We start from the raw sequence: 20,657 nt of genomic DNA, 5'->3' as shown, positions 1-20,657 counted from the left end.
TCCTCCTGTGGCTTTTTCGTCGGCTGGTTCTGATGTTTATAAGATACATGTTCTCCTTTTTAGGCAAAACATCGTTGTGATGAGTTTATTTGACATGTTCCCTGGATTTATTTCCCTTAACACTAGTTGTTTAGCCCTCATATTTTATGTGGGCTTTTTTTTGACTAAATTTTGATGTGAGTTCTAATGAAAATAACTGAGGTTATTTATTCTGGAGAAAAATCTATTCCAAAATGTAAGAATGCACGTTGCGAAGCAATCCTACCTCTAGGAGTTCGTTGCAAAAAACCTTGTTGGATCAAAAATGGTTCGATCACGTCTTCAATAGTTTCTCTTTCTTCACCTATTGCTGCGGCTAAATTATCTAACCCAACTGGTCCACCCATAAACGTTTCAATGATGGCTAGTAGTAACTTACGATCCATATAATCGAGGCCTTCTTTATCAACATCTAATATATCGAGTGCTTGGCTAGCCACTTCGAGAGTGATATTTCCATCAGCTCTGACTTCTGCAAAATCTCTCACTCGACGTAATAAGCGGTTGCTAATTCGGGGGGTTCCTCTAGAACGTCTTGCAATTTCAACCGCTCCTTCATCATGCAAAATCAAATTTAAATAACTGGCTGAGCGTTTTACAATTTGAGTGAGGTCTTTAATATTATAAAACTCAAGACGCTGCACTATGCCAAAACGGTCTCTGAGGGGCGAAGTTAGTGAGCCTGCCCTAGTTGTGGCACCTATTAATGTAAATGGTGGTAACTCTAATTTAATTGAGCGCGCCGCTGGACCTTCACCAATCATGATATCTAATTGATAATCTTCCATTGCAGGATAAAGAATTTCCTCCACAACTGGACTTAGACGATGGATTTCATCAATAAATAACACATCGTTTTCTTCAAGATTAGTCAAAAGTGCGGCTAAATCGCCTGCCTTTTCAAGGACTGGACCAGAAGTTGTTTTAATATTCACACCCATCTCATTCGCTACAATGTAAGCGAGAGTCGTTTTTCCTAAACCTGGTGGGCCAAAAATCAACACATGGTCAAGGGCATCACTTCGCTTTCGCGCCGCCTCAATGAAAATTTCCATTTGAGCACAAACATGGTCTTGCCCCGTGTAATCGGCCAACATTTTTGGCCGAATGGCTCGATCAACCACTTCATCTTCGTGGCTAGCGGTGGGTTTTATTATGCGGTCTGCTTCAATCATGCGGTTTTTACTAATAATTATAAGTAGTGTTTTTTTATACAGTAACAAAATTAACTAAAGCCGTCTTTAAAAAGCCGCCTTTAAAAATCTGTTGTTTTGAGTGATTTTATTAAACCATTGCGCGCAAGGTTTCTCGGATCAGTGCTTCGCTACTGATATCTTCTTTATATACGGCATTAATCACTCTAATTGCCTGTGGATGTTTGTACCCTAAAGCAATCAATGCGCTTAAGGCTTCCTCTTTTGCGTCGGTGCGTTGAACAAACGTATTTTCAACAGGTAAATCAGGTGTGAGATGCACAGTTTTTGCATACCCCTGATCTTTAGCTAATTTGCTTAACCTATCACGCATTTCAATGACTAAGCGTTCGGCGGTTTTTTTACCAACCCCAGGTAGCTTGGTTAAACCAGTAACATCTTCCATACTGACGCATTGCATAAATTGTTGGGCATTCATACCGGATAAAATAGTTAAGGCTAATTTTGGCCCAACACCACTGGCCTTGATAAGCTCACGAAATACTGCACGCTCTTGTTTATTCGCAAAGCCAAACAATAATTGCGCATCTTCGCGCACCACAAAATGAATACATAAACTGGCTTCTTGACCGATTTCAGGTAACTGATAAAAACTGGTCATTGGCACTTGTACTTCGTATCCCACACCCCCCGCTTCTATCAGAATTTCCGGTGGCTGTTTCTCGATTAATATGCCACGAATATTACCTATCATCTTGTTTCCTTGTATCTTAATGTGTCTTTAGAGACTTGTTGAGTTTTGCGGTATAATTTTAGGCTAAAACGAGAAAAGTGAAATCACTCAACTTGAAAGTAACCACAAGCCTCTCATTTTAAGCACAACTAATAAAACCATAATGATAATCACTATATTACCTGATGTCTTTAGCGGAGGAGATTTACTTAACAAAAAACATATTTCAGTCGAAGTTATAACTGTGTAACCATATTCCAACAAAGTATTCGAAAAGTAATGATTCGTAATGCTGAATAAAGAGAAAAGATAATGCTATTAATATTAAATGTAACGCCACCGTGAGGTATATCTTTTAAAAATTGGCTAATTTAACAGCTGAACTAATTTGCGTGAACTAAATGCATCGCAGTTGACTTTACTTTTTTACATCGAAGGATATTTCATGAAAATTCATAAGCTTATTTTTTTTACTACCGCTCTAATGACAACCGCATGTAAAGATATTTCAACTATTAAAGAACAACCTACTTTATCGTGCGATGTGGAATTTGTTATTCTTGGTGTAGGACAAGATGGTGGAGCCCCCCAAATAGGCAATTCTGATGATCCTGCTTGGACAAACTCTTCTTTGAGGTTGTGGTCTGCTTCGGGTGCATTAATTGACCATCGTCACTCCAACCGTTACCTTTTTGAAGCCACTCCAGATTTACGTGATCAAATGAATTTACTTAATAGCTTAAGCGACGGTGGAAATGCACCACTTGGATTATCTGGTATATTTTTAACACATGCGCACATTGGTCATTATGCTGGCTTGATATTCGTAGGACATGAATCTGCTGGCACCCAAGGACTTAAGGTTTTTTCTTTACCTCGGATGCAAAATTATTTGGAAAATAATGGACCTTGGGAACAACTGGTCAACTATAAAAATATTGATCTCATACCAATAACGGCCAAAAAAGCCACCGTGTTTAATAATGATTTATCGGTCACAGCGCACTTAGTACCTCATCGAGACGAATATTCTGAAACGGCAGGTTATGTTATTAATGGTCCATCTAGGAGTGTGTTATTTTTGCCAGACATTGACGACTGGGATCGATGGGAAACGGAATTTGATATCCGTATTGAAGATATGATCTATCAAGTTGACGTGGCATATTTAGATGCGACGTTCTTCGATAATAATGAATTGCTTGGGCGAGATATGTCAAAGATCCCCCACCCCCGTGTAGTAGATTCGATGGAGCGATTCAGAAAATTACCTCAGGCCGAACAAGAAAAAATCAGGTTTTTTCATATTAACCACAGCAATAAAATTAGATATTCGTCAAGCGAACAATATAATTTAGTTCAACAAAAAGGTTTTAAAGTCGCAAAGCGCGGTGAACGTTTTTGTCTGGATTAATTAATTGAAGCGTTATGCTGCTGCGAGCAAATTATGCCAAGCTATAAAGGTTGGTTTAAAAAGAATAGTAGATAATTTATTTAGGTTGTGTTGATACATGGGTGTATGAGGTGTATGTAGATCGTAGGCACGTTATCTCAACCGACCACGTACCGTTTTTGTTGCTTGACCTGACATTTTAATTAAGCTTTGTTGGGTGTGATTGTGGCATAGGGCTACTGCCAAGGCATCAGCGGCATCAGCTTGTGGTTTGGCTGCCAGCCCTAACAAATAAGTTACCATGTGCTGCACTTGGGACTTGTCCGCGTTGCCATTTCCCACCACTGATTGTTTGATTTGCCGCGCTGAATATTCAGCAACTGGTAAATCAAAAGCTGTTGCAGCCACTATTGCAGCGCCTCTTGCTTGACCCAATTTTAATGCAGAGGCTGGGTTTTTAGCCATGAAAACTTGTTCGATTGCAAAGTCAGTCGGTTGAAATTGGTGAATAATTTCACTCACACCATCGAAAATTTGTTTTAAGCGAGAGGCAAGCTCATCACCCTGAAGACGAATACAGCCGCTACCAATATATTCAGATTTTTGGCCGGTTTTTCTTATTACTCCATAACCCGTAATACGAGAACCAGGATCAATACCCAAAATGATCGCCATTAGCTTATCATCCCACACATCGCTGCAGATTGTTCAATACTGCGATTGAAGTTATAAATCGATATCTGGTACATATAAAAGAATTGCCTCGCGATTAGTATCTGACCACACTTTTTTTATAGCAGATGTTTTATCTAGCCAAAAGTAAGCAGAATGTTCTGTCAAACTTATACTTTGGTTATTGGCGACTTCGACAGCAAATACGTGTTCAGTGTTATAAGGTGTTCCCGGTGGGTAGCGATGTTTCCATCTATCGCGGATGTCATAGGTATTAATTTTTTGGCAGTCAACTAGCTGATAAGCAGATTCTATAATATCAATACCAGTTTCTTCTAACACCTCGCGCAAAGCGGTCTCGATTGGCTTTTCACCTAGCTCTAAGGTGCCAGTCACTGATTGCCAAAAGTCTGGGTCGTCATTGCGCTGCATCACCAGCACCTGCCCAGCACAGTTATATACAACCGTGAGGGCAGATTGAGGAATACGATATTCTGTTTTCACAGTATTAAGCCATTAATCCACTTTGCTTGGTGTTGCGGTTGAACTAATAACGGTTTGAATTGACAGTTCTTTGAGTTGTTCTGGGTTCGCCTCACCCGGTGCGTTTGTCAAAGGACAAGCTGCGGTATTAGTTTTGGGAAATGCCATCACATCACGGATTGACGTAGCACCTGTCATTAACATCACCAGACGGTCTAAACCAAAAGCTAAACCAGCATGAGGTGGCGCACCAAATTTGAGTGCTTCAAGTAAGAAGCCAAATTTCACTTCAGCTTCTTCTTCGCTTATGCCCAGCAGTGAAAATACTTTAGCTTGCATATCTTGTTGGTGGATACGAACCGAACCACCACCCAACTCACAACCATTTAAGACCATGTCATAAGCGTTGGACAAGGCACCTGCAGGGTTAGCTGCTAGTTCATCTGGCGTCATATCTCTTGGTGCTGTAAATGGATGATGTAATGCATGGAACTGACCATCAAACTCTTCAAACATGGGAAAGTCCACAACCCAAAGTGGTTTCCACTTGCCCTCTAATAACCCTAAGTCTTCACCTAATTTAAGTCTTAAGGCACCTAAAGCTTCTGTTACTACCGTATTGTTGTCGGCACCGAATAACAGAATGTCGCCGCTTTGAGCGCCACTGCGTTCAAGAATATCTTTAGCAACGTCTTCATTGAGAAACTTAAGAATAGGTGATTGAAGCCCATCCATACCCGCGGCAAGATCGTTGACTTTCATCCACGCTAAACCTTTAGCACCATAAATACCAACAAACTTACCGTAGTCGTCAATTTGTTTGCGAGATAACTTAGCTCCACCTGGCACACGAATAACAGCAACACGGCCTTTGGCGTCGTTGGCTGGGCCAGAGAACACCTTAAATTCGACGTTTTTAAGTAAATCAGCAATGTCAGTTAATTCTAGTGGGTTACGCAAATCAGGTTTGTCGCTACCGAAACGACGCATGGCATCGGCGTAAGTCATGCTTGGGAATTCACCCAAATCTACCGACAACATTTTTTGGAACAAATTACGGATTAAACCTTCAGTAATCGCCATCACACCATCAGCATCTAAGAAGGTAGTTTCAATATCAATCTGAGTGAACTCAGGCTGACGATCAGCGCGTAAATCTTCATCACGGAAACATTTTACGATTTGGTAATATTTGTCCAAGCCCGACATCATCAATAATTGTTTAAACAATTGAGGTGATTGTGGCAGTGCAAAAAACTGGCCTTTATGAGTGCGGCTTGGCACCAAATAATCACGGGCACCTTCAGGTGTCGCTTTCGTCAAAATAGGCGTTTCAATATCCAAAAACCCATCGTTTTCAAGATAACGACGAACTGTACTTGTCACTTTGGCTCTGAATTTTAAACGGTCACTCATTAATGGGCGACGTAAGTCTAAATAACGGTATTTTAGACGCTGTTCTTCGGAATTTTCTTGATTCCAATCTAGCGGTAATGGAGCTGCTTTATTTAGGATAGTCAGAGATTTACCAAGCATTTCGATTTCGCCGGTAGACATATCTTTGTTCACTTGTCCCGGAGGCCTGGCACGTACTTCACCGCTAAGCTGCACACAAAATTCATTACGTAAGCTATTTGCAGTATTAAAGACGTCGACTAAATCAGGGTCAAACACCACCTGCACTATACCTTCACGATCGCGTAGGTCCAAAAAAATAACACCACCTAAATCGCGACTACGATTAACCCAGCCACACAAAGTGACGGTTTGCCCGATATATGATGAATTGATATTGCCACAATAGTCCGTGCGCATGAAAAAACCGCCTTTAAAACGTAAACACTGATGAAAAATTTAAGCCGGATAGTATATACCGGATCAGTAGTCACCCGAATTAAATTCTCGATTTTAGTAAGAAAATGTTGCTCCTATAGACTATTGGAAATGAATTCTGCATATTTATTACAGTAAACACTGAAAACAGGGATTGAGTAATGCTACAAATTAAAAATATAACAAAAACTTATGACAACGGTGTAAAAGCCCTTAACAATGTTAGCTTGGACATTCCTAAAGGATTATTTGGTTTGCTTGGTCCAAATGGTGCCGGTAAATCCAGCTTAATGCGCACGATTGCCACGCTACAGCAACCCGATACAGGCAGCATTGAATTCGACCAAACCAATGTGTTAACCCAACCCAATGAATTACGTCAACGCTTGGGGTATTTACCACAAGACTTTGGTGTATATCCTCGAGTTAGCGCCCTAGAACTATTAGACCATTTAGCCATATTGAAAGGCATTGCCAACAAAGCCGAGCGTAAAGAAGCTGTAGATGGATTGTTAGCACACACCAACTTGTTTCAGCATCGCAAAAAAGCGGTGAGTGGTTTTTCTGGTGGGATGCGTCAACGATTTGGTATTGCTCAGGCATTATTAGGTGACCCGGATTTATTAATTGTAGACGAACCTACTGCCGGTCTTGATCCGGAGGAGCGAAATCGTTTTCATAATTTATTGGTTACGTTAGGCGAAGAAAAAGTCATTATTTTATCGACTCATATCGTTGATGACGTGTCTGAGCTTTGCCCAAATATGGCAGTGTTAGGCAACGGGAAAATATTATTGCAAGGTAATCCGCTGGACATTACCGCTGATTTAAACGGGCAAATTTGGCGTAAAACGGTATCTATTGATGAAGCAACAGTATTAGAAAATACTTTACCTGTGATTTCAAAGCGCCTATTTGCTGGTCGAACGGTTTTACATGTTTTGGCTCCCAAACCACCTGAGGGTTTTGAAAGTACCCCTGCGACTTTAGAGGATGTATATTTTTCTACCTTACACCACTCTCGACAGAACCCTCAACAAAACTCTCATTCAACCCAAACAGCATAAGGAAGCTCTGTTATGTTTACTCAAATGTTAGGGTTTGAATGGCGCTACTTTACTCGCCAGCCTTCTTTTATTGTGACTTGTTTAGTTTTTTTCTTATTGCCATTCCTAGCCATCACCATTGATGGCGTGCAGATTGGTTCAGGTGGCAATGTATTGTTTAACAGTCCCTTTGCTATTAGCCAAACCATGCTGGTTTTTGGCCTGTTTGGCATGTTTATGGTGGTCAATTTTGTAGCAGGTACCACCACCCGAAACCATACATCTTTTATGTCAGAAATTATTTACACCAAACCCATCAAACCATTAAGTTACAACCTTGGACGCTTTTTGGGCGCTTATTTAATATGCCTAGCCGTTTTTGCTATGGTGCCATTGGGTTTATTTATAGGCAGCTTAATGCCTTGGATCGATGGTGAAAGAGTTGGCCCAAATAGCTTGATGATGTATGTGCAACCCTTCTTGATTTTTTCCACTACGACCATTTTTGTTCTTGCTACTTTATTCTATGGCGTCACCAATTTTTTTAAAAGTGTGATGGCTGGTTACATCTGTGCCTTGGGTTTGTTTATTTTATATTTCGTTTCAGGGCAAGTCTTTAACGAACCCGAGCAACGTACGATTAGAGCATTACTTGACCCCTTTGCACTAGGTTCATTTCGTGAATATACCCGCTATTGGACAACCTTTGAAAAGAACGCATTATTACCCCTTCTTGAGGGTGCTATCTTACATAATCGATTATTGTGGCTGGCGGTAGGTAGTTTAATTTTGTTGACAGCAGGCGGGCTATTTAAGCCATTAAATTTCACGTTGAACAAAGCCAGCAAAAAAACAAAGAAAGAAAAAATAGATGTTATTCCCGCCAACAGCAATATTGCGATTAAAGCCTCAGCCAATAACGGCTTTGCGCAATTTATTTTGCGTACCAAATTTGAAATAAAGCAAGTCGTGTTAAGCCCTGCATTCCCTATTTTATTGCTGTTTTCGGCCTTTCAACTTATTGCCGGCTTTCTTAACATAAATGGCGCATTTGGCGCCCCAAACTGGCCGCTCACTCAAACCTTAGTACAAATCATTTTGGGGGCTTTTAGCCTAATGACGATTATTGTCATTACTTATTACACAGCAGAAGTGGTTTGGCGTGAGCGGGCTGTAGGCATGGGCGACATTGTCGATAGTATGCCGGTACCCAATATTACTTTTTGGCTATCAAAATTACTTGCAGTGATGTTAGTGATTGTATCGCTGCATTTTGTTGGTTTGGTGATGGCTATTGTCAAACAATTGCTTTCGGGTTATGAAAACATTGAATTCGGGCAATATTTGATCAGCTTATTGTATTTTGGTGTGTTGCCCTTTTGTCTACTTATAGTACTGGCATTTTTACTCCAAGTATTAAGCCCTAATAAATATGTGGGCATGTTAATTTTTGTTGGCTACATAATTATATCCAGTGTGTTTGGTCAAATAGGCATTGAACACAACATGTTTAACTTTGGCGGCGCTCCTATTTTGCAATACTCAGACTTGAATGGCTACGGCTGGTTTATTCAGACTCAAAGCTGGTACATGCTTTATTGGACTGCTCTGTCAGTTGTGCTGGGGGTTATCAGTTATGGCATGTGGCAAAGGGGTCCTCATGCATCACTTAAACAACGTTTTAGTTTGCTAAGTTATCAGCTAGGTAATCAAGGCAAAAGTATTGCTGCGGCTACTATGTTGATATTTCTAGCGACAGGTGGCTATATTCATTACAACACCAAGGTGTTGAATGATTTTTACGGCCAAGAAGAAAGTTTGGATATACAAGCCAAGTACGAAAAAGACTATGTTGAATTTCGTGACGCACCCATGCCATCAGTTGTGAGCATAGATGCAGCCATCGATATTTTCCCTGAAGAACGACGTATCGCAGCCAGCGCAGATATATCTGTGATTAACCGCACAGCGAAGCCTATTTCGCGTTTTCTAGTCAATATTCCGCAGCATACTAAAATTTATGATATGCAGATTAGCGGTGGAAAATTAGGCGAAATCAACCCTAAATATAACGTGGCATGGTTTGAACTTGTCGAGCCTATGTCTCCTGGTGAAGAACGTGCAGGTAAATTATCTTTAGTGCGCGCTCATCAAGGGTTTAAAGACCGAAGTGAAGATGTCACTTTAGTCAAAAATGGTACCTTTATAAACAACTTCGAGTTATTACCATCTTTTGGTTTTAATGAGAGTTACCTAATAAGAGATCAGCATGAACGCCGTAAACGAGACTTAGAGCCTTTACAGCGGGCATATAAACTTGAAGATACTAGCCGTTATGTGGAAAGCTTTTTTGGCAGAGGTGTCGAGTTTATTGATTTTAGTGCCACAATCTCTACCAGCGACGATCAATTTGCCATTGTACCGGGGTATTTGCAAAAAGAGTGGCAACAGGATGGCCGCAATTATTATCGATACGAAATGGACGCACCAATGATTAACTTTTTTAGTGTGATGTCGGCTGATCTAGAAAAGAAAACGGTCAAACATGATGAGATTAACATCGAGGTCTACTACCATAAAAATCATCATTGGAATGTGGACAGAATGATTGAGTCTAGCCAAGACTCCCTCGACTACTTTCAAAAAGTATTTAGCCCTTATCAACATAAACAATTAAGGATTATAGAGTTTCCAGGTTACCGCGGATTTGCACAAAGTTTTGCAAATACTGTGCCCTACTCGGAGAACATTGGTTTTATTTCAGACTTACGAAACCCTGAAGATCTTGACCCTGTGTATTACATTACCGCTCACGAAGTGGCTCACCAGTGGTGGGGCCATCAATTAAATGCGGCCAATGTGCAAGGTAGTGCGGTATTGTCTGAAACTTTGTCGCAATACAGCGCGTTAATGGTTATGAAGAAAAAGTATGGTGAAATAAAGCTACGTAAGTTTTTAACTCATGAATTGGATCGTTATTTAAGAGGCCGAAGTAACGAGCGAATTGAAGAAATGCCACTGCTACGCGCTGAAAACCAACAATACATACATTATCAAAAAGGCTCTATAGTGATGATGGCCTTGGTTAACAAACTAGGTGAAGAACGTCTTAATCAAGCCCTACAAGCGTTGCTAAACGAATATCAATTTAGAGAAGACTTATACCCGACTACTTTAGACTTAGTCAGACATTTGGATAATGTCTCAAATGCAGCAGAGCAGGCTTATATTAAAGACTTGTTTGAGCAAATTACTATTTACGATTTGCGTGCTAAAGAGGTTATAAAAGAAGCGCTTGAAGAAGGTAAAACTAAAGTCACGTTTACCGTCTCAGCACAGCAATTTAGCGCGGACGGAAAAGGTAAAGAAACCGAGCAGCCTTTTGCCAAAGAAGTAGAGGTTGTTTTGTTCAGTGAAGATCCTAATGACTTTGCCATTGAAAACAAAATCATCTATCAAGGGCTACACGCCATTGAAAGTGGTGATACTGTTATCGAACTCATTGTTGACGAAACGCCTAACTATGCGGGTATCGACCCCTTTGTGCGTTTTATTGACCGAGACACCGGTAATAATATAATCAAGTTGTAATGCTTAAATTTGCTAAACTAAGCCCTCGTTGTTGAGGGCTTTTTATTGAGCTTCTTTCATCAAATGTTTTATGATTTTTACATTCAGCATTTATTTTACATTCAGCATTTATAAAGAGAGTAGTAAGTGACTTTAGTCAGAATCGGATGTCCTATATGGACCCATGATCAGTGGTTTGGTAGCCTATTTCCAGCCAACACAGCAAAAGAAAAAAGTCTTGCTGCGTATGCTCATAATTTTAATAGTGTGGAAGGTAACACCAGCTTTTATCATATCCCTGATGAAAAAACGGTTATGCGTTGGGGAGAGCAAGTCTCTAAAGATTTTCGTTTTACCTTTAAGTTTCACCGCAGTATCAGTCACAATAAAAAACTCCTCAATATTGAAGATGATTTACACTTAATTCTTAATCGTATGGCACTATTGGAAGATAAGTTAGGCTGTTTAATGCTTCAACTGCCTGCCAGTTTTGGCCCAAATCAATTAGGTCACTTAGCCGCTTTCATTCAGCTTTTACCAAAAGATTTTCGCTATGCTGTTGAGGTCAGGCATTTAGGTTTTTTTGATAAAAATAACAATGAAAAAATATTGAACCAACTGTTGATAGAAAACAATATAAACCGCGTGATTATGGATACTAGGGCTCTATTTTCCTGCCCAGCTAATGGCGACAGCATCATTGAAGATGCACATAGGAAAAAACCTAAAGTACCTACCCATGTCATTGCCACATCAGACACCCCTTTAGTGCGTTTTGTTGGGCATCCAAATATTCAAGCAAATAAACCTTTTTATATCCCATGGATCCACAAAACCAAACAATGGTTAGATGAAGGCAAGTCACCTTATTTATTTTTTCATATGGCAAACACTTTCGATGCACCTTGGTTGGCTGAGGCATTTGTGAATGACTTCAATCAGCTCTATGCCGATAGTCCTATAACCTCAATAGCGTTACCTAAAAATAGTAATAATCAGTTAGATATTTTTGGCCTTTGAAATAAGGTCTGTATGATAGGTCAATACTCTGTAACTTTGAGCAACTTATGTCCTCACCCCTTTCACACATCCGCGTACTCGAATTAAGCCGTATATTAGCAGGACCTTGGGCCGGACAAATGTTGGCAGACTTAGGTGCTGAAGTAATCAAAGTAGAAAAACCTATTCAGGGAGATGATACTCGCCATTGGGGCCCCCCTTATTTGAATAACCGACAAGGCGAAGCCCCAACAGAATCGGCATATTTTTTATCTGCTAATCGCGGTAAACGCTCTATCACCATAGATATTCGACAGCCAGAGGGACAAGCTATTATTCATCGACTCATAGAAAGTTGTGATGTACTGATAGAAAACTTCAAAGTCGGTAGTTTACAAAAATACTACCTTGATTACGCTAGCTTATCAGCTATCAACCCTCAGTTGATTTACTGCTCGATTACAGGTTTTGGTCAAGACGGGCCCTATGCGCAAAGAGCCGGATACGACTTTTTGTTACAAGGTATGGGAGGACTCATGAGTGTAACAGGCGAGCCCGACCACTTACCTGGGGGTGGCCCACAAAAAGTCGGCGTAGCACTAACCGACATTCTTACCGGTATGTATGCCACCACAGCGATTCAAGCGGCGATTATAGAGCGTGAAAAATCCGGATTAGGCCAACATATCGACCTTGCCTTACTCGATGTGCAAGTAGCCTGTTTAGCCAATCAAGCGATGAACTATTTAGTTAGCCAAGAAACACCCAAACGTATGGGTAATGCTCACCCCAATATTGTGCCCTATCAAACCTTTGAAACCGCAGATGGCTTTATCATTTTAACCATAGGTAACGACTCGCAATTCGCAGACTTTTGTGAGGTGGCACAGTGCCAAACATTAATACACGACCCTGACTTTGCCACTAATCAATCAAGAGTCCGCAATAGAGATGTGGTGATTGAACGTTTAACAAACATCATCAAAGCAAAAGACAGTGAATTTTGGTTACAACAGCTTGAAATAAAAGGTGTGCCATGTGGCCCAATCAACGACATTGCCCAAGTCTTCGAAAACCCGCAAATAAAACATCGCAAAATGTTAGGTGAACTCACCCACCCCGAAAATGGCAAAGTACCAACGGTCGCCAACCCTATCAATTTTTCGCGTACACCCATCGCTTACAATCAAGCACCACCAAAGCTGGGTGAGCATACTGACAAGGTGTTATCTGAGCTGTTGAGTTATGACAGCAACGCCATAAGTAAATTACGACACACAAAGATTATTTAATAACCCAGTCTACCTATAAGGACACAGCCTAGCTTGCTCTATTGAGCAAGCTGAATTATTTTAAGTGTAATAAAATCATCTAGATATTCGCCAGAAACAAGTTTGAAATTTTGTGGTGCCATTGGCATGACATTTCTACCATCTTGCACTACCAATACACCTTTTGGAAAGGCATCGCCTAAAGGAATACTTGTCACTTCAATACCATCAGTTTCAGAGACGGCATCAATACCTAAAGCTTTGTTTGCATCTATTGCAAATACGCCCAACAGCTCATTGTTGGCATCGATGCGATAAATAGCAAAACGGTTATTTCCTTGGCTGGATACCACCAAAAACTTTTCGCCATCAATAGTATAAATCCCCATTCCTTCAATGTCTGCCTTAACCGGTGCTTGCGCTTTTGCGATAAGTTCGGGCTGTCCATTGATGTTATCTAGTTGCATTTTCCACACCCCCGTTGATTCCTCACCAAAAAACAAACGCTTGGTGTCGTCATCCACTACACACCCCTCGGGTTGGCTATTGGCTTTAAATGCATCAATTTTCTTTGCGCCGATTTCGCTTGTGTTGATGGCTAATTGGTAGCGATTAAATTGACCGTCCGTATCGTTGATAATCACCTCAAGTTGGTCGTCATGCAGATACAAACAAAGACCATAAACATCATTTAGGTCTGTTGAAATATCAATCAAGTGTTTAGCCATACCGGACTCATCAATACTAAACACCGTCATAGATTGATTTGAACGATTACTGGCCACAGCGATGTCTTTATATTGACCGTTAACGAATATGTTTTGACGGATGTCGATGTTATTTATTTTACCTACCGCTAGGGTTTGTACTAACTCACCGCGTAAACTATAAATATTCAGGCCATATTTTTTATCCGTTCCAAAAATTAGACTTTTTTCGGGCCGGCTGGCGTGTATCCAAATAGCAGGGTCATCTGCGGCATCACCAAAGCGCTGAACTGAATCGGTTTCAGCAACAGCATAAAACGCCTCTACTGCATCAAAATCAGCTTGCTGGAGTTTATTTTTTTTAACAGACAGCTTAGTTTCATCAATTTGAGCTGCCAACCAATCCACTTCTATTGCGTACAATTGTTGCTGACTTTCATCGTATGCTCCCATCAATAATTTAGCGCTGTTTGTAGCCATATTAATTGACGATAAACGAATATTATTGGGTAAGCTGATATCTGCACCAGTAGGCCGTAAATTAGGATCGTCCTGTGTATCGAACACCCAAATTTTGTCGCTCTCAGGACTGGCTGCAAAAACATATCCTGATGCATGCGTACTAATGCTTTCGACTTCTCCAGACACTGTAAAAGGTATCAACTTACGTTCGTTTTCGCCTTCGTTAAGTGCATCATATTGCCATATTCCAACTTCTTCCTCGGCTATTAATAATTGATGTGTTGTATCAATCACTGCACAGTCAGACATATTGGGGCCAATATTTAAAGATCTAATGGCTGGCAAACGTGCGCTCAATTGACTGTCAACAAGCTCGATTTCAATCCCGTGATGTTGAAGAACACCTAACGTGTCAATCGTGAACAAAGATAAGCCGTCACGGGTATTGCCAAGGCACACCCCTTCGATATCCGATTCATTCGCAGGCAAGCTAGCCAGTTTATTAAATGAGGCTTGCGCAAGATCAAAATGCAAAAGATGGGTAGCGGACGTGCTGTCATCTAAAGCGGCAATCAACAACATGTGTGGTTGTTGTAATGAAATACGCCAATCAATAGTTGCCACCTTGCCACTCCATTGACTGATTGGCGTAAAGTCGCTGTCGAGCCATGTTAAACCTTCACCTTCGTCAACAACTAACCACCCATTGACATTGGGTGAATCAATTGGATAGGCTTCTTGCCCTTGTATATCTATCTGGTTAAATGACAATACCTTGCTGTCAGACTTATTTTGAACAGTGCTGTTGTAACAGCCACCCAGCAAAATCAAAGCCAATAAAATATAAATAGATTGTGTTATTTTCATTTTGCTTTTAGCTCGATGTTATAACGATAAACAACATTGCCGTTGTCACCAATAAATTGCACCACAAGGGCATCAGTACCGATAGATAGAGCAGCAAACCCAGCACTTGAAGATGAAAAACGCGTGAAATCTACTTTTCCCGTAGGGCGTAGTTTTGAGCCAGCACCCGAAATAAAATGTTCAACCGTTTTACCTGCTACTTGGTTGTGCTGCAGGTCATGCTCATGACCTGCAAAGTAAGCATGTACACTGTATTTTTCTAAAACAGGCTCTAGTACTGATTTGATCCCGTCGGTTGCGCCATAGCGTTTGCCACTCGAGTACAGTGGATGATGTCCAAACACAATGCGCCAGTCCGCTTTACTGTTGGATAACGTTTGATGAAGCCATGTAAGTTGCGCATCGGCGTCTTGTTTTTGAGTTTCTTGGTATTTAGTCTCGCCCTGATAGTCGGGGTTAAGTGGGCTTGTATCAATAAATAACAAATGTGCTTGAGTACCGTCATCAAGCGTAATCAGTTTTTCATAGTACTGTGCCGGTAGCTCCCAGCGCCGACTCACTTGACTGTAGTCAATTTGGGCTTGCCAATTGCCTCTATAATCGTGGTTTCCCAAGGTAGGATACCAATCAATAAATAAATTAGGTCCCTGATAAATTTGCTCAAACGAAGTATTCCAAATGGGGTCGTGAATGGATGCCACACCGTTATCGTAAAAATTGTCGCCGGTGGTTACGACCATTTCTGCATCCAGATAGTGAGAAGCAATATCCATCCATTTAGCCACTGAACGTTGTGAATAATGTCCATTTCGGCCCCAATCGCCAAGTATTAGTAAATCCACATCCGAGTCTTCAGCGAACAGCTGTTTTATTTCATGGGCTTGGTAATATTTATCATCATAGCTTTGCGCATTTATAAATGGTGGCGCGGCAAGCGTTGGAGTAATCGTTATCAATTGCCATAAAACAATCAATAGATAAATAGAACATGACTTAGGTATCTGACTCATAAAATCCTCAAAATAACGCAAGCCATCAATTGAGTCGATGACTTGTTAAACGTATTAAACTTGTTAAATGTTTAGGCAATTTGAATTAAAGTTAAGTGGCTTATAATTGCCAGCGAAACCCTAACTCGAAAGTGCGGCCATACTCTTCGAACTGAGCATTTCTGTTGCGCGTATCAAAGTAGTTATAGAAACTTTCGTTGCTTAAATTTATGGCATTAAAATAGATATTCATATCGTCGTTAATGAAGTATTTACCTGAGAAATCTATATGTTGATAATCATCTTCAATGCGCAACATATCACCATCAATCTCTTCTAAGTTATCACTCTTATAAGACATCGTTAGGCGCAGCGACCAGCTATTATTTTCATATCCCACGGTGAGATTACCAATCCGATCGGATTGGTTTGGCAAGTCAGTTTCAAATTTTTCACCGTCCAAAAAGGTGGTTGCATCAGTACTTGAGAAAGTGCCGTTAGCGGCAAGTAATAGTCCACTGTCAAACGCTTTCACCCAAGACAACTCCATTCCTGTTAATGTTGCCTTATCACCATTGACGGGCTGAAACACCTCTTCAAAACCTTGCCATTGCGGGGTTCCCGCGACATCTGCAACTATAATGAAGTTATCAATTTCTTTATAAAATAAGCCCGCTGATAATACGCCAATAGTGCCGGGATAATATTCAACTGATAAATCGAAGTTGTCTGATTCATAGGGTTGCAACTCTGGGTTACCTACTTCAGCCTCGCGCTCTGTAACAAATTCACCGTCGTCGTCTTCTGTGTTTGACTCAATAATTTGAAAAGCAGCGGACTGTTCAAATATTGGGCGTGAAATTGTTTGCGAATAAGCACCGCGCATCACCACTTCATCGGAAAAAGCGTAGCGAGCATTGAAACTAAATAACAAATAGTCATAATCTCGCTCAGTAGCCCAAGGTGTATTAATAACCTCTTCGATGTCGTTTTCTTCATCATTAATGAGTTCGACACGCATACCAGACGTTGTGAAGTCGGTTTTTTCATATCGAATGCCACCGACAAGTCGTAATTTTTCCCAATCAAATTGGCCCATAACATAGGCAGCAAAAATATCTTCGGTGCTGACATATGAAGCACCATTAGATTCAACTTCGGAGTCTAATGCTTCAAGCTCTAACAAAGGCAGTTGTTGCGTAAAGTCTTCTCTGAGAAGCGCTCGGTTCAGACCTGGACCAAAATCACCTAAATTATAATCAAGTTCACCGGTAGCAAATTTACTGCCATTTACGCTGTCAAAATCACCACCATAAATACTGATGTTAGCCAGCGCCGATTTTTCGCGTTGACGGTACTTAAAACCAGATTTGACTAAGGTGAGTCCATGTTTGTTTTCAAAGGACTTAGCGATGTTTCCTTGAATACTGGTTTCTGTATCTTCAGCCAGATTTTTTTCAAAGCTAATTTCATCAAGATCGTAATTGGCTAAATCGTTAGCCATCGTATTAACCGAAATTTGCGGGATCTCAGTTTCTAAGTTTGCCTCTACACTGGGATTTTCTGATACAAAAACGTAATAAAGCCCATCAGGATCTGTTTCATCCGACTTGGCATAACCTAGCTGATAATCCAGTGACCATAACCCTCGTTGATGCTCGCCGCCTGTTGCTAATGTAAAGATTGTCTGGGTTTCTTTGCGGTCTTTTGACTCACGCTCTATTTCAGAGTCATCGCCATCCAGCTTAAAAATATTGGCTTGACGGAACTCGTCATCAGAGAATTTACTATACAGCGTGCGCATGAAAAACTCGTCATTGAAATTGGGACGGTAATCGAGGTTTATTGCTGTGCCTAAACGCTCTCTAGTGATGCTGTAATGACGTTGTTCGGCCTCGTCATCGCCATTTGACTCGATGTTGTCAGAGCCAAAATCACGTTTAAAGTAAGAGACGGCAGCAGCGACTCCAAAGGTATCATCGATTAATCGAGTCAGGGTAATAGATGCTTTTGGAGCGAGCTTATCGCGCAACTGGTTTTGACTTAATCCAGCTGAGATTATGGTGGTGTCTTGTGTGCGGTCAAAGGCACTAATACTTTTCACATTAATCGCACCGCCCACTGCATCCGCATCCATATCCGCAGATATGGTTTTGGATACTTCTAAGGTTTGGATCAGCTCAGACGGAATAATATCTAAGGCAACAGACCTAACACCGGCTTCTGGCGAGGGAATATTGAGACCATTAATTGTGACACTATTAAGATTAGGATCGATGCCTCTAATCCCAACAAAACGGCCTTCTCCTTGATCCCTCTCAATAGAAATACCAGGCAAGCGTTGTAATGATTCAGCCGCATTTTGATCAGGAAAATCACCAATCGAATCAGCAGATACTACTGATACAATATTGCGTGCATTACGTTGTTGATTAATAGCACTGGCTTTACCACTGCGTTGACCTCTCACTATGACGACGTCAAGCGCTGCTTTTTGCGCAAGCAATTCAATTGTGGGCAACACATTTTCACCTGAGCTCACCACCACTGTCTGGGTAATAGTTTGAGCGCCTAAGTATGTAATTTTTAATTCATACTCGCCCTCTGGAAGGTTAGGAAAGCGGAACGTACCATCAGTTCTAGATAAAGAGGTACGATTTAATGCTTCTATCTCTACTTTAGCCCCTGCAAAAACCCGTTGGTTATTTTGGTCTGTTAATTTTCCAAAAAGACTTGCAGCTTGCTGTGCCATTACCACAGAACTTACAGCTGCTAAACTGACAGCCATAGCTAATTTACTTAATTTGTTGCGCATACCTTTACCCTTATCTTGTGCATACGATATTAGAAAACGTCGCTCACACTAGATGCGGATTATGACATTGAAGTGACAGTTATTTGACCAAATGACTACAGCTTCTACTTTATCTTGGTATAAACCCCAAATCATATATCGGTGAGCTAGAATGACCCCCTTTGCAAGTGCCACTCCCATTGCTTCATCAACATTTACGCTTAATTAATTCCAACATATTCATTTTTATGTCACATCGTTGAACCAATATGACCCTTCACAATGATAATTATGCAGGTGAGGGTAATGTTTTAATCTTGCAGTAATCATATTTTTTGTTGTCATTAATAAATATGATCGAGCAATTCTCAGGAGTATGTAGCATGAAGTTTGACCTTATTACGCAGCATTCACGTCTAGTCACCTTTCACGTAAGCCTATTATTGATGGCAATATTGTTGTCGGGTATCAGTGGCGAGTTTGTTCTTTGGGAAAAGGTTGAATGGTCTGATGTGATTGGCGAAGGCAGCATCGCACTGCTAACCATATTTTGGACGCTAGCCGTTATAATGAGTCGCCCGTCAGGCAAAGTAACAAATTTGCTGGTAATAGGGTTGAGTTTAGTTACCTTTTCAGCAATCTTAGATTTGTTTGACGAATTTATGGCTCCAATCAGCGCTATAAATTGGATCAGCTTGTTTGAGTCGATCCCGGCGGCGATTGGCATGCTTGTGATGACTTATGCATTGTATATGTGGCACCTCGAGCAATTGGCCCTCAACCAACAGCTACAACGACGAGAACTTGATTATCGATGGCATCAAGAGATAGATGCCATTACTTTACTGTATCGTGGCAGCTACTGGAAAGAACGGGCAAGCAGCTTTGTTAGTAACAAGGTACCAGCCTCTATTATTATTATTGACGTGGTCAATTTTTCATATGTTAATGCGCAATATGGCATCGTTGAAGGTAACCGGATTTTACGAGAAATTGCTCACTTATTGTTAATGAATATTAGAAACACTGACTTAGTCTGTCGTTATGCGGGAGATAGGTTTGTTATATTATTGCCACAGACCAACCTACAAGATGCGATTGAATTGATTAACCAAATCGAGCGCAGTATTGAAAATGTTGCATTTAAACCCAGTAACAAAAATGTGTCTTTATTTACCAAAGTTAAGAGCGTTGCAGGCCGCTTAGTATTAACTGAAACAATTGAACATACGCTGAGCAACCTCAATCAAGAACTAGATACGTTAGGCGAGCATGCAGCCTAATGCTTAAAGGCTGCTTGACCAACAAAACTAAAGCGTTCGACGCGAATTATATGGCGTCCAATTTGTATGCATTAGCCACGGCGCGAGGCGCAAACAAAGATAAACTTTTGCATGGCACCGGTATATTTACTGATGACTTCACTAACAATAGATTACTGAGTGTGAATCAACTGTTGATACTTATTCAAAATGCGCAGCACTTATGCGGCGGCCATGATATTGCGTTTCAATTTGGTCACAGCCTAGTCAATACGATTGGTGCACAACACCCCGATTTAGTGACCGCATTGAAAAGCGCAAGTGATTTTAATGGCTGCATGCGAGTGTTATCAATCATGAACGCGCAAATTTTTCCATTCATG

Annotated in this window: 14 protein-coding genes and 1 pseudogene; 7 read left to right on the top strand and 8 right to left on the bottom strand. The window is 40.8% G+C overall.

All coding sequences use genetic code 11. From position 1 onward, the window contains the following. Positions 1-206 precede the first annotated feature (206 nt). Together ruvB and ruvA are read right to left on the bottom strand one after the other, a co-directional pair. Positions 207-1,214: a Holliday junction branch migration DNA helicase RuvB gene (gene ruvB, locus QZ562_RS11570; protein ID WP_293760068.1), complete on the bottom strand. Its 1,008-nt coding sequence runs from the start codon at positions 1,212-1,214 to the stop codon at positions 207-209. 109 nt (positions 1,215-1,323) lie between these two features. Beyond that, positions 1,324-1,947 (bottom strand): Holliday junction branch migration protein RuvA, encoded by a 624-nt coding sequence (gene ruvA / locus QZ562_RS11565; RefSeq protein WP_293760066.1) that lies wholly within the window; start codon positions 1,945-1,947, stop codon positions 1,324-1,326. Between the two features lie 424 nt (positions 1,948-2,371). Here ruvA and QZ562_RS11560 point away from each other — a divergent pair, with 424 nt between their 5' ends. After that, complete coding sequence (locus tag QZ562_RS11560; RefSeq protein ID WP_293760064.1) at positions 2,372-3,340, top strand: MBL fold metallo-hydrolase; 969 nt, start codon at positions 2,372-2,374, stop codon at positions 3,338-3,340. 132 nt (positions 3,341-3,472) lie between these two features. Here QZ562_RS11560 and ruvC read toward each other — a convergent pair whose 3' ends face one another. Genes ruvC through aspS form a run of 3 tightly spaced genes read right to left on the bottom strand, consistent with a single transcriptional unit; the run spans position 3,473 to position 6,289 of the window. Continuing rightward, positions 3,473-3,994 (bottom strand): crossover junction endodeoxyribonuclease RuvC, encoded by a 522-nt coding sequence (ruvC, locus tag QZ562_RS11555; RefSeq protein WP_293760062.1) that lies wholly within the window; start codon positions 3,992-3,994, stop codon positions 3,473-3,475. Positions 3,995-4,045: 51 nt separating this feature from the next. Further along, positions 4,046-4,495 (bottom strand): dihydroneopterin triphosphate diphosphatase, encoded by a 450-nt coding sequence (nudB, locus tag QZ562_RS11550; protein WP_293760060.1) that lies wholly within the window; start codon positions 4,493-4,495, stop codon positions 4,046-4,048. Between the two features lie 12 nt (positions 4,496-4,507). Then, complete coding sequence (gene aspS / locus QZ562_RS11545; RefSeq protein ID WP_293760057.1) at positions 4,508-6,289, bottom strand: aspartate--tRNA ligase; 1,782 nt, start codon at positions 6,287-6,289, stop codon at positions 4,508-4,510. Positions 6,290-6,468: 179 nt separating this feature from the next. On the opposite strand from aspS, the gene QZ562_RS11540 reads away from it, so the two are divergent. From QZ562_RS11540 to QZ562_RS11525, 4 genes are all read left to right on the top strand, one after another. Next, entirely contained in the window at positions 6,469-7,374 is a 906-nt protein-coding gene (locus QZ562_RS11540; protein WP_293760055.1) for an ABC transporter ATP-binding protein, read from the top strand. Positions 7,375-7,386: 12 nt separating this feature from the next. Continuing rightward, complete coding sequence (locus QZ562_RS11535; RefSeq protein WP_293760053.1) at positions 7,387-10,944, top strand: M1 family aminopeptidase; 3,558 nt, start codon at positions 7,387-7,389, stop codon at positions 10,942-10,944. A gap of 126 nt (positions 10,945-11,070) precedes the next feature. Further along, the gene (locus QZ562_RS11530) at positions 11,071-11,943 is read left to right on the top strand and encodes a DUF72 domain-containing protein (RefSeq protein ID WP_293760051.1); all 873 of its coding nucleotides are present in this window, start codon (positions 11,071-11,073) and stop codon (positions 11,941-11,943) included. Between the two features lie 47 nt (positions 11,944-11,990). Then, the gene (locus tag QZ562_RS11525; protein ID WP_293760049.1) at positions 11,991-13,214 is read left to right on the top strand and encodes a CaiB/BaiF CoA-transferase family protein; all 1,224 of its coding nucleotides are present in this window, start codon (positions 11,991-11,993) and stop codon (positions 13,212-13,214) included. A 38-nt stretch (positions 13,215-13,252) separates the two neighbouring features. Here QZ562_RS11525 and QZ562_RS11520 read toward each other — a convergent pair whose 3' ends face one another. The 3 genes from QZ562_RS11520 to QZ562_RS11510 form a co-directional block, all read right to left on the bottom strand. Continuing rightward, positions 13,253-15,229: a phytase gene (locus tag QZ562_RS11520; protein WP_293760047.1), complete on the bottom strand. Its 1,977-nt coding sequence runs from the start codon at positions 15,227-15,229 to the stop codon at positions 13,253-13,255. Then, a complete protein-coding gene (locus QZ562_RS11515) occupies positions 15,226-16,239 on the bottom strand; it encodes a metallophosphoesterase (RefSeq protein WP_293760045.1) in 1,014 nt (337 codons plus the stop codon). Before QZ562_RS11515 ends, QZ562_RS11520 begins: the two co-directional genes overlap by 4 nt. Positions 16,240-16,339: 100 nt before the next feature. Further along, positions 16,340-19,033, bottom strand: coding sequence for a TonB-dependent receptor (locus QZ562_RS11510; protein ID WP_293760043.1), 2,694 nt, complete (start codon positions 19,031-19,033; stop codon positions 16,340-16,342). Positions 19,034-19,395: 362 nt separating this feature from the next. Between QZ562_RS11510 and QZ562_RS11505 the strand changes: the two genes are divergently transcribed. Together QZ562_RS11505 and QZ562_RS11500 are read left to right on the top strand one after the other, a co-directional pair. Then, the gene (locus QZ562_RS11505) at positions 19,396-20,295 is read left to right on the top strand and encodes a diguanylate cyclase (protein ID WP_293760041.1); all 900 of its coding nucleotides are present in this window, start codon (positions 19,396-19,398) and stop codon (positions 20,293-20,295) included. Between the two features lie 50 nt (positions 20,296-20,345). Further along, positions 20,346-20,657 (top strand): annotated as a pseudogene (locus QZ562_RS11500) (AraC family transcriptional regulator); the annotation flags it as partial.

Source organism: uncultured Paraglaciecola sp., from assembly GCF_913058035.1.
Taxonomy (GTDB): Bacteria; Pseudomonadota; Gammaproteobacteria; order Enterobacterales; family Alteromonadaceae; genus Paraglaciecola.
The sequence above is the reverse complement of the archived record's forward strand: the minus strand, read 5'-3'. Positions and strand labels throughout refer to the sequence as shown.